The following is a 13,373-nucleotide window of genomic DNA, read 5'->3' on the forward strand; positions in this document are numbered from 1 at the left end:
CCCCCCAAGTCCCCCGAGCACCTCCCCCCGAGTAAGGAACGCACCTCATGAACACCTCCCGTCTGCGCACCCTCGGCACCCGTACCGCGGGCCCGGGCCGGCCCGTCTACGTCACCGGCGAGATCGGCATCAACCACAACGGCGACCTCGACAACGCCCTCGCGCTGATCGACGTGGCCGCCGAGGCCGGCTGCGACGCCGTCAAGTTCCAGAAGCGCACCCCGGAGATCTGCACCCCGCGCGACCAGTGGGACATCGAGCGCGACACCCCCTGGGGCCGGATGACGTACATCGACTACCGTCACCGCGTCGAGTTCGGCGAGGCCGAGTACCGGGCCATCTCCGAGCACTGCGCCGAGCGCGGCATCGACTGGTTCGCCTCCCCGTGGGACACCGAGGCCGTCGCCTTCCTGGAGAAGTTCGACGTCCCCGCGCACAAGGTGGCCTCGGCCTCCCTCACCGACGACGAGCTCCTGCGCGCCCTGCGCGCGACCGGCCGCACGATCATCCTGTCCACCGGCATGTCGACCCCGCGCCAGATCCGCCACGCGGTCGAGGTCCTCGGCAGCGACAACATCCTGCTCTGCCACGCCACTTCGACCTACCCGGCCAAGGCCGAGGAGCTGAACCTGCGGGTCATCAACACCCTGCAGCAGGAGTACCCCAACGTCCCGATCGGCTACAGCGGCCACGAGACCGGCCTCCAGACGACCCTCGCGGCCGTCGCCCTGGGCGCCGCGTTCGTCGAGCGCCACATCACCCTGGACCGCGCCATGTGGGGCTCCGACCAGGCCGCCTCCGTCGAGCCGCAGGGCCTCACCCGCCTCGTCCGCGACATCCGCACCATCGAGGCCTCGCTCGGCGACGGCATCAAGAAGGTGTACGAGTCCGAGCTCGGCCCGATGAAGAAGCTCCGCCGCGTCGCGGGCGTCGTCGCCGAGAGCGCCGAGGCGGCCCCGGCCGCCGAGCCGGTCGCGGTCTGACGGGCCGACCGGTGAACCTCGCCTTCGTCGAGAGCCCGGTCCAGCTCCTGAACGTCCTGGAGTGGGCCTGCACAGAGGGAGGCGACGACCACGTCCTTGCGGACATCACGGTCGTCGTCCTCCCCCCGGTCGACCCGATGTCGCGCGGCCAGCTGCGCCGGATGGCGGAGCTGGCCCGCGACGAGGGCGTCAACGTCCGCTGGCAGGAGGCGCGCGGCGGGGCCGGCGCGCCCCTGAAGACCCTGCGTTCCCTGGCCGGACTGCTGCGCAGGGCGGAGCGCATCGTGATAGGCGACCCGTTCTCCCGCTACGTCCAGCTGCTGCTCACCATGGTGCGCGCCCGGCACCTCACCGTGGTCGACGACGGCACGGCCACCATGGAGTTCGTCGCCCAGCTGGCGCGCGGCGAACGCCTGGTGCGCTGGCACCGCAAGGGCAGTTCGGGCCCGCGTGAACTGGTCCTGGCCCCGGTCACGGCACGCGCCCGCAGCCGCTTCACCCCGTCCGCCACCCGTACGGTCGAGGTCTTCACGGCCATGCCGGTCGAGGCTCCGCCCGGCGTCACCGTCACCCCCAACACCTTCGCCTGGACCCGGGCCCGCTTCGGCCCGCCGCTGCTCACCAAGGGCGCGGACCTGGTCGGCACCTCGCTCGTCGAGACGGGCGTGGTCGACCGGGCCCAGTACCTGGAGGCCGTCGCGGCCCTGGCCCGCACCCACGGGGCCACCCGCTACTTCGCCCACCGCCGCGAGTCCACCGAGAAGCTCCACGCCCTGGAGGCCGCCACCGGCCTGGAGATCGTCCGCCCCGACCTCCCCCTGGAACTCATCGCCCGCCGCGGCCCCATCGGCCGTACGGTCCTGAGCTTCCCCTCCACGGTCGTCCACACCCTGCCCCTCGCCCTGGTCGGTACGGACGTCAAGGTCGCGGTCTGCGACATCGCCCCGGAATGGCTCCGCGAAACGGCGTCGCCGCGCGCGCAGGGGTTCCTGTCCGGCGTGACGGAGACGGCCCGCGACGTCCAACGGCTGGCGCCCTGGCGGGCGACGGCGGTGACGGAGGCGTAGCCCCGCCCACCGGACCACGACCGGGGCGCCGCCCCTGCCCCGGTCGCCCCTGCTCCGCCGTGCGACGGGGCGGTCGGCATGGCAGTCAGCCCGATCGCGAGAAGCCGACCGGCCGCGCCCGCACCGCCCTGCCGCAGCCGGGCCCGACCGGAGCGTCTCAGCCGGTGGCGACCTTCGCGACCAACTCACCGATCCGGTCGACCGCGGTGGAAGGACCGGGGAAGAACCGATTCTTGGTCAGCGCGAACGAAATGCCGGTCGCGGTGTCGGCATAGGCCGCACTGCCTCCCATGCCGGGCATGCCGAAAGCGCTCAGCGTCTCCTGCGGGTCGGCCCCGGGCCGGCCGAGGTTGTAGCCCAGAGCGCGCGGCATCGGGAAACCGACCATCTGGTCGACACCGACCGTGGCCAGGGCCGTGATCTCCCGCAGCCGCTCGTCCGAGACCAGCCGGACACCGTCCACCTCACCGAGCAGCGCGGCGTACATCCTGGCCGCCGCGCGGGCGGACATCGTGCCACCCGAGGGAATGTCCGAGGTGAGCACCACGGGGTTGTTGCCGTACTCGGCGCTGGGGGTCACGGCGGGCGGCGTGGCCTTGAGCAACGGCATGTCGGCGGGCATCGCTGCCATCATCGCGGCGGTATCGGGCGCCTCCTCAAGTCGGGCGAGCCGGCCGAGCTCGGACTCGGGGACGCCGAAGAACAGCTCGTCGGCGATGCCCAGCGGAGCCGCCACCTCCTGCCGGAGTACGTGCGAGATCGGCTTGCCGGTGGCCCGGCGGACGATTTCGCCCATCACGAAGCCCCAGGTCATCGCGTGGTAGCCGGTCCTGGTCCCGGGCTCCCACCAGGGCTCGGAACCGGCGATCAGGGCACACATCCCGTCCCAATCAGCCAGGTCCTGCACCGTGAGGTCGGACGGCACCGCCGGGACGCCGACGGAGTGGGTCAGCGCGTGGCGGATGGTCGCCTTGTTCTTGCCGTGGGCACCGAACTCGGGCCAGAGCTCAACGATCGGAGTGTCGTAGTCAAGGGCGCCGCGGTCCGCGAGGACATGTACCACCGTCGCGGTCACGCCCTTGCCGGTGGAAGCGCTGTAGAACGGCATGTCCGAGGCGACCGGACGGCCGCTGTCCGGATCGGCGACACCCGCCACCGCGTCCACCACCAGCTCGCCGTACCGGTACACCGCGACCTGGATGCCCAGCTCGGCACCCGACTCCACCAGCTGGTCAATGGCCTGTTGCACAAGCTTCTGCATGATGTTCCTGCCTTCTCGATCTCTGGCTGCGGCGCTTGTGGGCGCCGTTCGTCCGGGAGTCGGTACCAACGGTGAGATCTCGACATCCGCACAGCGCCGTTCGTCGCTGCCCGACCACCGGGCGGGCCGAGATCGGGATGATCCGGGACGAGAAGCCGAACGTGCGGGCGCGCATGCGCCCGCCCGCGCGCGGCCCGCACCGGCCACCCGGCCATCGGCTCGTCGGGGAGTGGCGGTCGACGCCGATGCCGGTACGCAAACCTTGGCGGGGCGTCATGGATCACCCTGACCCGTAAGTGGCGTACACCCAGGGTTTGTTGGGGGAAGGCCCCGATGGCGGGCAGGGTCGGCCGGGCGCGAGCATCGACGCATGACAGCGATGCGGATGGCGGCGGCGCGACAGGGTGGGACGGCCGACACGGCCGGGGTGACGGTCGCGACGGCCCTCCTCGCTGGACCCGCCCTGATGGCCGGGTACGGAGTGGTGCGGCTGGTCGGGCGGGCCGCCGGCGATTACGGGCCCGGTGTGTGGTGGACGGTGGCGCATCTGCTGTTCCTGGCCGCGGTGGTCGCGTTCGTGGCGGTGTTCCGGGGGCTGCGGGGGCTCGCCGAGGTGCGCGGCGGCGGGCGGGTCGCCGTCGAGATGGCGTCCTGGGCGGGGGTGCTCGGGGCGGCGGCGGTGGCGGTCCAGGCGTTGATCGACCTGACGGTCGGGTTCGTCGCGGCGGACGAGCAGGCCATGAGCGACCTGTTCGGGCGGGTGCAGGACGTCCCCGGGGTGATGCCGTTGGTCTACACGGTGGTGCCGATGCTGTTCTGGTTCGGGCTGCTGGGCCTCGTCACCCTGCTCGCGTTCTTCCGCCGGGACCTGGTCCGGGCGTGGGTCCCCGTGGCCGTGCTGGCCGGGACCGTGCTGATGGCCATGAGTCTTGATCTGCTGACGGCCGGAGCCGTGTGCATCGGACTGGCGATGCACACGGTGCGGCGGGGGCTGCCCGGCTGACGGAGCCCCCTCCGGGATGTCGTGCGGGCGGCGGGCGGCCGGGGTGACCGGTCAGGGAGCGAAATGGGCAAGTTTACCCACCTCGCCGTCACCTCACACGCCACGACGCAGTCATTTATTCGTCTATGTGGCTGAACTTTTCTTGTTTCATGGTCAGTTGACGGGGGAACGGGCTTACCCTTCACCAGGTGAACCAGTTGATGTCCCGTGATTCCGATGCCCGACTGCCCGGGGACGAGGCGCTGCCCGGCGCCCTGTCAGAGTCCTTGCGTGCCGAACTGATCGCCTTCCGGCGCGACCTGCACATGCACCCTGAGCTGGGCAACCAGGAGTTCCGTACCACCGCGGCCATCAAGGCCCGGCTGGAGAAGGCGGGGCTGGAACCACGGGTACTCGACACCGGGACCGGACTCCTGTGCGACGTGGGCGGCCGGGAAGGCGACACGCGGCCCATGCTCGCCCTGCGCGCGGACATCGACGCCCTGCCCATCCCGGACACCAAGGCGGGTGTCCCGTACCGCTCCACCGTCCCCGACCGGGCGCACGCCTGCGGGCACGACATCCACACCACCGCGGTCCTCGGCGCCGGGCTCGTGCTCGCCGAGCTGGACCGGCAGGGGCTGCTGCCCAACCCCGTGCGGCTGATCTTCCAGCCGGCCGAGGAGGTGCTGCCGGGCGGTGCGCCCGACACGATCGAGTCCGGGGCGCTGGAGGGCGTCGGGCGGATCATCGGGGTGCACTGCGATCCGAAGGTGGACGTGGGGCGGATCGGGCTGCGGGTCGGGGCGATCACCTCGGCCTGCGACCGGCTGGAGGTCAGCCTCGACGGCCCCGGCGGGCACACCGCCCGGCCGCATCTGACCACCGACCTGGTCACCGCCGCCTCCAAGGTCGCCACCGAGGTGCCCGCGCTGCTGGCCCGCCGGGTCGACGCGCGGGCCGGTCTCGCCGTCACCTGGGGCCGACTGGAGGCCGGGCACGCCTGCAATGTGATCCCGCAGCATGCCGAACTCTCCGGCACCGTGCGCTGCCTGGACCTGGCGGCCTGGCGCGAGGCGCCGGACCTCGTGCACGCGGCGATCGACGAAGTGGCCGGGATGCACGGCGCCAAGACGGTGATCGACTACGTCCGGGGCGTCCCGCCCGTGGTGAACGACGCCGCCGTGATCGATCTGCTCGCGGGGGCGATGACCGCGCGGCGCGGTTCGTACGCGATCGAGGACACCGAGCAGAGCCTCGGCGGCGAGGACTTCTCCTGGTACCTGGAACAGGTCCCGGGGGCCATGGCCCGGCTCGGGGTCCGCACGCCCGGCGACACCGCCCGTCTCGACCTGCATCGTGGCGATTTCGACGCGGACGAGGAGGCGATCACGGTGGCGGTGGAGCTCTTCACTGCCTGCGCGTTGCTCGACGGCAACCATCCGTGACCGGACGCGACACCTCTGGTTCGCGACGATCCGATAACGGCTTCCGTACAGGGCTTTATCTGACATCTACGCGCGTTACGATCGCCGCGAAACCAGCGCCGGAAGAGGCGCTTCGGTCAGGTTTGAAGGAGCCTTCCCTTGCGCCGGGTATCCAAGATCACTGCCGCGTGTGCTGTCACCGCGGCCCTCGCGCTCACCGCCACCGCGTGTGGCGAGTCGTCCACCGAGAGCTCCGGCTCCGACAAGGGCAAGATGAAGATCGGCATGGCCTACGACGTGGGCGGCCGCGGCGACAACTCGTTCAACGACTCCGCGGCGCGTGGTCTGGACAAGGCCAAGTCCGAGCTGGGTGCCACGACGAAGGAGCTCACCGCCAAGACCGGTGAGACCCCGGCCGACCGTGAGCAGCGGCTGGAGTCGCTCGCCGAGGGCGGCTACAACCCGGTCATCGCGATCGGTTTCGCCTACAAGGACGCGGTCGACAAGATCGCGGCCAAGTACCCGAAGGTCAACTTCGGTCTGGTCGACTCGGTCTCCGACGTGAAGAACGTCGACAGCATCGTCTTCACCGAGGAGCAGGGCTCCTACCTCGCCGGTGTCGCGGCCGCGCTGAAGTCGAAGGACGGCCAGGTCGGCTTCATAGGTGGCGTCGACCTCCCGCTGATCAAGAAGTTCGCCGCGGGCTTCCAGCAGGGTGTCATGGACACCAACCCGAAGGCCAAGGTGCAGATCCAGTACCTGTCCACCGGTTCGGACCTCTCCGGCTTCGGCAGCCCCGACAAGGGTGCCGCCGCCGCCAAGGGCATGCTCGACAAGGGCGCGGACGTCATCTTCGCCGCCGCGGGCGGCTCGGGTGCCGGTTCGATCGAGGCCGTCGCGGGCAAGAAGGGCGCCTGGTCCATCGGTGTCGACTCCGACCAGGCCCTCGACCCGTCGCTGGCGAAGTACAAGGACACGATCATGACGTCCGTCGTCAAGAACGTCGACGGCGGTGTCTACGACCTGATCAAGTCCGTCAAGGACGGCAAGCCGGTCGTCGGCACGCAGTCGTACTCCCTGGCCAAGGGCGGCGTCAGCCTGACCACCACGGGTGACCACCTGAAGGACATCACGGCCAAGCTCGACGAGGCGAAGAAGAAGATCGTCGACGGTTCCATCACGGTCAAGACCACGACCTGATCCACTGTCGATCGGGGCCCGGGTGAGCCGCTTCGGCTTCACTCGGGCCCCGATTTCACGTACGGGTCCGGCCGACGTGCCGTAGCCGTGCGCACACTGTCCGCCACCTGTCATCAGGTGGCCAACGATTCGGTGGCGCTACGCGCGTAGCATCCGCCGGGCGCGGTACCTTTCACCGTTCTACCGCCTCCGTCCCACCGCTCCACCGCCTCCGTCCCACCGCCTCCGCCCTCCGCTCCTGCCAAGGAGAGTGCGCCATCAACGCGTCCAGCAGTCCCCATGCCGTGGAGCTCCGCGGCATCACCAAGCGGTTCCCCGGGGTCGTGGCCAACCACGACATCGACATCACCGTGCGCCGCGGCACCGTCCACGCTCTCGTCGGCGAGAACGGTGCGGGCAAGTCCACTCTGATGAAGATCCTGTACGGCATGCAGAAGCCGGACGAGGGCACCATCGCGGTGGACGGCGAGCAGGTCTCGTTCCACAACCCCGGCGACGCCATCGACCGCGGTATCGGCATGGTGCACCAGCACTTCATGCTCGCCGACTACCTCACCGTCCTGGAGAACGTCGTCCTCGGCTCCGAGAAGCTGTACGGGATCGGCGACCGGGCCCGCGCCAAGATCAAGGAGATCTCCGACGCCTACGGCCTCGGTGTCCGTCCGGACGCCATGGTCGAGGACCTCGGGGTCGCCGACCGGCAGCGCGTGGAGATCCTCAAGGTCCTCTACCGCGGCGCCCGCACCCTCATCCTCGACGAGCCCACCGCCGTCCTCGTGCCGCAGGAGGTCGACGCGCTCTTCGACAACCTGCGCGAGCTCAAGGCCGAGGGCCTGACCGTCATCTTCATCTCGCACAAGCTGGGCGAGGTGCTGTCCGTCGCCGACGAGATCACCGTCATCCGGCGCGGTACGACGGTGGGCACCGCCGACCCGAAGCACACCACGACCAAGCAGCTCGCCGAGCTGATGGTCGGCAGCGAGCTCCCGTCCCCGGAGACCCGCGAGTCGACCGTCACCGACACTCCGATGCTGACCGTCGAGGGACTGCGGCTGACCGCCACGGACCCGGACGGTGTGGTGCGGTCGGTGCTCGACGGCATCGGCTTCACCATCCACAAGGGCGAAGTCCTCGGCATCGCGGGCGTCGAGGGCAACGGCCAGTCCGAACTGGTCGACGCCATCATGGGCATGCGTCAGCTCGACGACGGTGTGCTCACCCTGGACGGCGCCGACATCTCCCGCACGCCGACCCGCAAGCGCCGCGAGAACGGCATGGGTGTCATCCCCGAGGACCGCCACCGGCACGGACTGCTGCTGGAGGCCCCGCTCTGGGAGAACCGCATCCTGGGCCACGTCACCGAACGCCCCAACAGCAAGGGCGCGTTCCTCGACCTCAAGGGCGCCCGCGCCGACACCGAGCGGATCGTGCGCGAGTACGACGTCCGCACCCCCGGTATCGAGGTCACCGCGGCCTCCCTCTCCGGCGGCAACCAGCAGAAGCTGATCGTCGGCCGGGAGATGAGCCACGCTCCGAAACTGCTGATCGCCGCGCACCCCACCCGCGGAGTGGATGTCGGTGCACAGGCGCAGATCTGGGACCAGATCCGGGAGGCGCGCCGCGAGGGACTGGCGGTCCTGCTGATCTCCGCCGACCTGGACGAGCTGATCGGGCTCTCCGACACCCTGCGCGTGATGTACCGCGGCCGGCTGGTCGCGGACGCCGACCCGGCGACCATCACCCCTGAGGAGCTCGGCTCGGCGATGACCGGCGCGGCCACCGGGCACCTCGAAGCACCGGACGCAACAGAAGCACCGGACGGGGCCGAAGCACCGGACGCCCCGGGTGCCGACAGCACCGACACCGACCCCCGGGACGGGGGAGAGGACCGATGAAGAAGATCGACAAGGAGCGGCTGCTCCTGGGGATCGCGGCCCCCGTACTCGCGATCGTGGTCGCCTTCCTGGTGACCGCACTCGTGCTGGCCGCCACCGGCAAGGAGCCGTTCAGCGCCTTCGGTATCATGTTCGACTACGGACTGAAGTCGGACAGCCAGGTCTACATCCTGAACAAGGCGACGACGTACTACCTCGCGGGTCTCGCGGTGGCCGTCGGCTTCCGGATGAACCTCTTCAACATCGGCGTGGACGGCCAGTACCGTCTCGCGGCCTTCTTCGCCGCGGCGGTGGGCGGCGCGCTGACCCTGCCCGGCGCCCTGCAGATCCCGCTGATCATCCTCACCGCGATGATCGTCGGCGCCATGTGGGCCGGTATCGCCGGTGTCCTCAAGGTCACCCGGGGCGTCAGCGAGGTCGTTTCGACGATCATGCTGAACGCCATCGCGACGGCGGTCATCGGCTATCTGCTCCAGCAGGGCCGCCTCGGCCACCTGGACAAGGCCGGCACGAAGATCTCCACCAAGCCGCTCCCGGAGTCCGCGCACTTCTTCGAGTTCCCCACCACCCCGTCGCCCGTCTGGGGCTTCGTCGTGGTCGCGGTCGTCGCGGGCATCGCCTACTGGTTCGCGCTCTCGCGCACCCGGTTCGGCTTCGACCTGCGCACCGTCGGCCAGTCCGGCTCCGCGGCGGAGGCCAGCGGTGTCGACGTGAAGAAGATGGTCGTCACCTCGATGCTGATCTCCGGCGCCGTGGCCGGTCTGATCGGTATGCCGACCCTCCTCAACGACAGCTACGAGTACAGCGGCGACTTCCCGGTCGGCATCGGCTTCACCGGTATCGCCATCGCCCTCCTCGGCCGCAACCACCCCGTCGGCATCGCGCTCGGCGCGCTGCTGTGGGGATTCCTGGAGCGCGGCACCGGCAAGCTCGAATTCGAGGGGTACGACAAGGAGATCGTCGGCGTGATCCAGGGCGTCATCGTCCTGTGCGTCGTCATCGCCTACGAAGTCGTCCGCCGCTACGGACTCAAGCGCCAGCAGAGCAAGGTCGGCGCGGAACTAGCCGCACAGGCCGCCCGTAACTCCGACCAGCAGGAGGTGTCGGCGTGACCGTCACGGCGACTTCCACTCCGCCCCCCGCGGCCCCCAAGGTCTCCGGCGGCAAGGGCGGCCGCACCCGCCTCTCCTTCCCCGTCGTACTGCTGATCGTCGCGGGTGTGCTGCTCGCGCTGTCCGCCGTACGCGCCATCACCGGCGCCGCGGACGTCACCTCCGCCGGACAGATCAGCGCGGCCCTCGCGATGGCCGTGCCGATCGGGCTCGCCGGTCTCGGCGGCCTCTGGGCCGAGCGGGCCGGTGTGGTCAACATCGGGCTCGAAGGCATGATGATCCTGGGCACGTTCTTCGGCGCCTGGGCCGGCTGGCAGACCAACCCGTGGCTCGGCGTGCTGGCCGGCGTCATCGGCGGCATGCTCGGCGGACTGCTGCACGCCGTCGCGACCGTCACCTTCGGCGTCGACCACATCATCTCCGGTATCGCCATCAACATCCTGGCGCTCGGCTTCACCACCTACTTGGCCAAGCTCTGGTTCAACTCGGGCGAGGCGGCGGCCAAGGGCGGCAGCCCGAAGCAGTCCCCGCCGGCCGACGACATCACCTCGGTGACGATCCCGGGCCTCTCCGACTGGCTGCACTCCATCGAGAAGCACCACTGGTTCTTCGTCTCCGACCTGGCCGGCGTCATCGGCGGCCTGGTCACCCATGTGTCGCTGCTGACGATCCTGGCCGTGGTCCTCTTCGCCCTCACGTTCTTCGTGCTGTGGAAGACCTCGTTCGGGCTGCGGCTGCGCTCCTGCGGTGAGAACCCGGTCGCCGCCGAATCGCTCGGCGTCAACGTCTACCGCTACAAGTACATCGCGGTGATCGTCTCCGGCGGAATGGCCGGCCTCGGCGGTGCCTTCCTCTCGCTCGTCACCTCGCACATCTACAACGAGGGCCAGACCGGCGGGCGCGGATACATCGGTCTCGCCGCGATGATCTTCGGCAACTGGCGGCCCGGCGGACTGGCCATGGGCGCCGGTCTGTTCGGCTTCGCCGACGCGCTCCAGCTGCGCAACGGCGGCGAGTCCGTCCACGCGCTGCTCCTGCTGCTCGTGGTCATGCTGGCCGTGCTCGCGGCCTGGAAGCTCTACCGCAAGAGCTTCGTCCAGGGCGTGGTCAGCGCGGTCGTCGCCGCCGCGGTGCTGGTCTGGTACCTCGGTACGGACACGGTGCCCACCGAGTTCGTGAGCGCGACCCCGTACATCGTCACGCTGCTCGTCCTCTCGCTCTCCGCGCAGCGGCTGCGGATGCCGAAGGCGGACGGCATGCGCTACCGGAAGGGCCAGGGCAAGTGACGGCCGGCGCGGAGGTCGACTGGGCGGCGCTGCGGAGCGCCGCGCGGTCGGTCATGACGCGTGCGTACGTCCCCTACTCGCACTACCCGGTCGGTGCGGCGGCGCGCGTCGACGACGGGCGTACGGTGTCCGGCTGCAACGTCGAGAACGCCTCGTACGGCATCGGGCTGTGCGCCGAGTGCGGCCTGGTCTCCCAGTTGCACGCCACGGGCGGCGGGCGGCTGACCCACTTCACCTGCGTGGACGGGGCGGGCGAGATCCTCGTGCCGTGCGGCAGGTGCAGGCAGCTGCTGTACGAGTTCGGCGGGCCGGAGCTGATCCTGGAGACGCCGGACGGACTGCGCACGCTCGACGAGATGCTGCCGCAGGCGTTCGGACCGGGCCATCTGAAGTAGCCGGACCGGCCGGCCCGCACCGAGCGTCCGGGCCGACCGGACCGGCGGACATCCGCAGCCGAACCACCGTGGCCCTCCCGCCCGTCGGGAGGGCCACCCCTCTCTCCACCCTCTATGCGCGTAGAGTCATCCAGGACTCTTGCGTACGTACCGGCCGGAAGGACTCCCAGGACATGGACGCCATCTCCGTCATCCGCACCAAGCGGGACCGAGGCGAGCTGACCCCCGAGCAGATCGACTGGGTCATCGACGCGTACACCCGCGGTGAGGTCGCCGATGAGCAGATGTCCGCGCTGGCCATGGCGATCCTGCTGAACGGCATGAACCGCACCGAGATCGCCCGCTGGACCGCCGCGATGATCGCCTCCGGCGAGCGCATGGACTTCGCGTCGCTCTCCCGGCCCACCACCGACAAGCACTCCACCGGCGGCGTCGGTGACAAGATCACCCTGCCGCTCGCCCCGCTGGTCGCCGCGTGCGGCGCCGCCGTGCCGCAGCTCAGCGGACGGGGTCTGGGCCACACCGGCGGCACGCTCGACAAGCTGGAGTCCATCCCCGGCTGGCGCGCCCACCTCACCAACGAGGAGATGCTGAGCGTCCTGGACACCACCGGCGCCGTGATCTGCGCCGCCGGTGACGGGCTCGCCCCCGCCGACAAGAAGCTGTACGCGCTCCGCGATGTCACCGGCACCGTCGAGGCCATCCCGCTGATCGCCAGCTCGATCATGTCCAAGAAGATCGCCGAGGGCACCGGCGCGCTCGTCCTGGACGTCAAGGTCGGCTCGGGCGCCTTCATGAAGACCATGGACGACGCCCGCGAACTGGCCTCCACCATGGTCGCGCTGGGCACCGACAGCGGAGTGCGGACGGTCGCGCTGCTCACCGACATGGCCACCCCGCTCGGCCTGACCGCGGGCAACGCCCTGGAGGTGCGCGAGTCGGTCGAGGTGCTGGCCGGCGGCGGCCCCAGGGACGTCGTCGACCTCACCCTGGCCCTCGCCCGCGAGATGCTGGACGCGGCCGGGCTCAAGGACGCCGACCCGGAGAAGGCCCTCGCCGACGGCTCCGCGATGGACGTCTGGCGCCGGATGATCTCCGCCCAGGGCGGCGACCCGGACGCCGCGCTCCCGGTCGCCCGTGAGCAGCACGTCGTGACGGCCCCGTCCACCGGTGTGCTGACCCGCCTGGACGCGTACGACATCGGCGTCGCCGCTTGGCGTCTCGGCGCGGGCCGGGCCCGCAAGGAGGACCCGGTGCAGGCGGGCGCGGGCGTCGAGCTGCATGCCAAGCCCGGCGACACGGTCACGGCCGGACAGCCGCTGCTGACGTTGCACACCGACACCCCGGAGAAGTTCGACTACGCGCTGAAGGCACTGCCCTCCTCGTACGACATCGCTCCGGAGGGCACGGAGTTCACGGCCACCCCCGTGGTGCGGGAACGTATCGCCTGACCTGCGGTTTACTCGTACGGGTGAACGGGACCGGTGGACTGCCGCCGGTCCCGTTCGGCATGCTGGACTCGGTGACGCACCGATGGAGGAGACCGCCATGAGCGCACTCACCGTCGACCCCGCGCCGGGGCACGGCGAGGAGTGGGACGACCTCGTGCGGATCTGGGAGGAGACGGACGCACCCGAGGGCTGCAAGGTGGAGCTGACGCTTCCCGAGCCGTTCGCGCTGGTGCTGGACACCGGGGCCTTTCCGGTCAGCTGAGAAGCGGCGCCGCGCCGGTCCCGCGCGTGCGCGAGCGGCCCGTCGGGGCGGA

Annotated in this window: 11 protein-coding genes and 1 pseudogene; 11 read left to right on the forward strand and 1 reads right to left on the reverse strand. The window is 70.5% G+C overall.

The window, feature by feature from the left end:
* Positions 1-47 precede the first annotated feature (47 nt).
* On the forward strand, positions 48-983 hold the full coding sequence (locus ACIOHC_RS23440; protein ID WP_351074364.1) for an N-acetylneuraminate synthase family protein: 936 nt from the start codon (positions 48-50) through the stop codon (positions 981-983).
* A gap of 11 nt (positions 984-994) precedes the next feature.
* Positions 995-2,050, forward strand: a complete 1,056-nt coding sequence (locus tag ACIOHC_RS23445; RefSeq protein ID WP_351074362.1) for a hypothetical protein — start codon at positions 995-997, stop codon at positions 2,048-2,050.
* A gap of 157 nt (positions 2,051-2,207) precedes the next feature.
* Here the strand turns inward: ACIOHC_RS23445 and ACIOHC_RS23450 are convergent, their stop codons facing one another.
* Positions 2,208-3,311, reverse strand: a complete 1,104-nt coding sequence (locus tag ACIOHC_RS23450; protein ID WP_401843822.1) for a serine hydrolase domain-containing protein — start codon at positions 3,309-3,311, stop codon at positions 2,208-2,210.
* A gap of 370 nt (positions 3,312-3,681) precedes the next feature.
* On the opposite strand from ACIOHC_RS23450, the gene ACIOHC_RS23455 reads away from it, so the two are divergent.
* The 9 genes and pseudogenes from ACIOHC_RS23455 to ACIOHC_RS23495 all read left to right on the forward strand — a co-directional run.
* The gene (locus ACIOHC_RS23455) at positions 3,682-4,314 is read left to right on the forward strand and encodes a hypothetical protein (RefSeq protein WP_401843824.1); all 633 of its coding nucleotides are present in this window, start codon (positions 3,682-3,684) and stop codon (positions 4,312-4,314) included.
* Positions 4,315-4,514: 200 nt separating this feature from the next.
* A complete protein-coding gene (locus ACIOHC_RS23460; protein ID WP_351074533.1) occupies positions 4,515-5,741 on the forward strand; it encodes an amidohydrolase in 1,227 nt (408 codons plus the stop codon).
* 138 nt (positions 5,742-5,879) lie between these two features.
* Positions 5,880-6,920, forward strand: coding sequence for a BMP family ABC transporter substrate-binding protein (locus ACIOHC_RS23465; protein ID WP_351074357.1), 1,041 nt, complete (start codon positions 5,880-5,882; stop codon positions 6,918-6,920).
* Positions 6,921-7,204: 284 nt separating this feature from the next.
* Positions 7,205-8,815: an ABC transporter ATP-binding protein gene (locus ACIOHC_RS23470; RefSeq protein WP_351074356.1), complete on the forward strand. Its 1,611-nt coding sequence runs from the start codon at positions 7,205-7,207 to the stop codon at positions 8,813-8,815.
* On the forward strand, positions 8,812-9,927 hold the full coding sequence (locus ACIOHC_RS23475; protein ID WP_351074354.1) for an ABC transporter permease: 1,116 nt from the start codon (positions 8,812-8,814) through the stop codon (positions 9,925-9,927). The genes ACIOHC_RS23470 and ACIOHC_RS23475 overlap by 4 nt, the downstream gene beginning before the upstream one ends.
* Entirely contained in the window at positions 9,924-11,213 is a 1,290-nt protein-coding gene (locus tag ACIOHC_RS23480) for an ABC transporter permease (RefSeq protein WP_351074353.1), read from the forward strand. Before ACIOHC_RS23475 ends, ACIOHC_RS23480 begins: the two co-directional genes overlap by 4 nt.
* Positions 11,210-11,608 carry a cytidine deaminase gene (locus ACIOHC_RS23485; RefSeq protein WP_351074352.1) on the forward strand — a complete coding sequence of 133 codons (399 nt, stop codon included), beginning with the start codon at positions 11,210-11,212 and terminating at the stop codon, positions 11,606-11,608. Before ACIOHC_RS23480 ends, ACIOHC_RS23485 begins: the two co-directional genes overlap by 4 nt.
* 173 nt (positions 11,609-11,781) lie before the next feature.
* Positions 11,782-13,059 carry a thymidine phosphorylase gene (locus tag ACIOHC_RS23490; protein WP_351074351.1) on the forward strand — a complete coding sequence of 426 codons (1,278 nt, stop codon included), beginning with the start codon at positions 11,782-11,784 and terminating at the stop codon, positions 13,057-13,059.
* Positions 13,060-13,156: 97 nt separating this feature from the next.
* Positions 13,157-13,264, forward strand: a pseudogene (locus ACIOHC_RS23495) (Uma2 family endonuclease); the annotation flags it as partial.
* Positions 13,265-13,373 lie beyond the last annotated feature (109 nt).

Origin of the sequence: Streptomyces sp. NPDC088252, assembly GCF_044740965.1 — a bacterium.
In the GTDB taxonomy this organism is placed as follows: domain Bacteria; phylum Actinomycetota; class Actinomycetes; order Streptomycetales; family Streptomycetaceae; genus Streptomyces.

Coding starts and splice junctions, on each gene's coding strand:
- ACIOHC_RS23450 (WP_401843822.1), bottom strand. CDS start 3,311: ATGCAGAAGCTTGTGCAACAGGCCATTGACCAGCTGGTGGAGTCGGGT.
- ACIOHC_RS23475 (WP_351074354.1), top strand. CDS start 8,812: ATGAAGAAGATCGACAAGGAGCGGCTGCTCCTGGGGATCGCGGCCCCC.
- ACIOHC_RS23490 (WP_351074351.1), top strand. CDS start 11,782: ATGGACGCCATCTCCGTCATCCGCACCAAGCGGGACCGAGGCGAGCTG.
- ACIOHC_RS23460 (WP_351074533.1), top strand. CDS start 4,515: ATGTCCCGTGATTCCGATGCCCGACTGCCCGGGGACGAGGCGCTGCCC.
- ACIOHC_RS23440 (WP_351074364.1), top strand. CDS start 48: ATGAACACCTCCCGTCTGCGCACCCTCGGCACCCGTACCGCGGGCCCG.
- ACIOHC_RS23455 (WP_401843824.1), top strand. CDS start 3,682: ATGACAGCGATGCGGATGGCGGCGGCGCGACAGGGTGGGACGGCCGAC.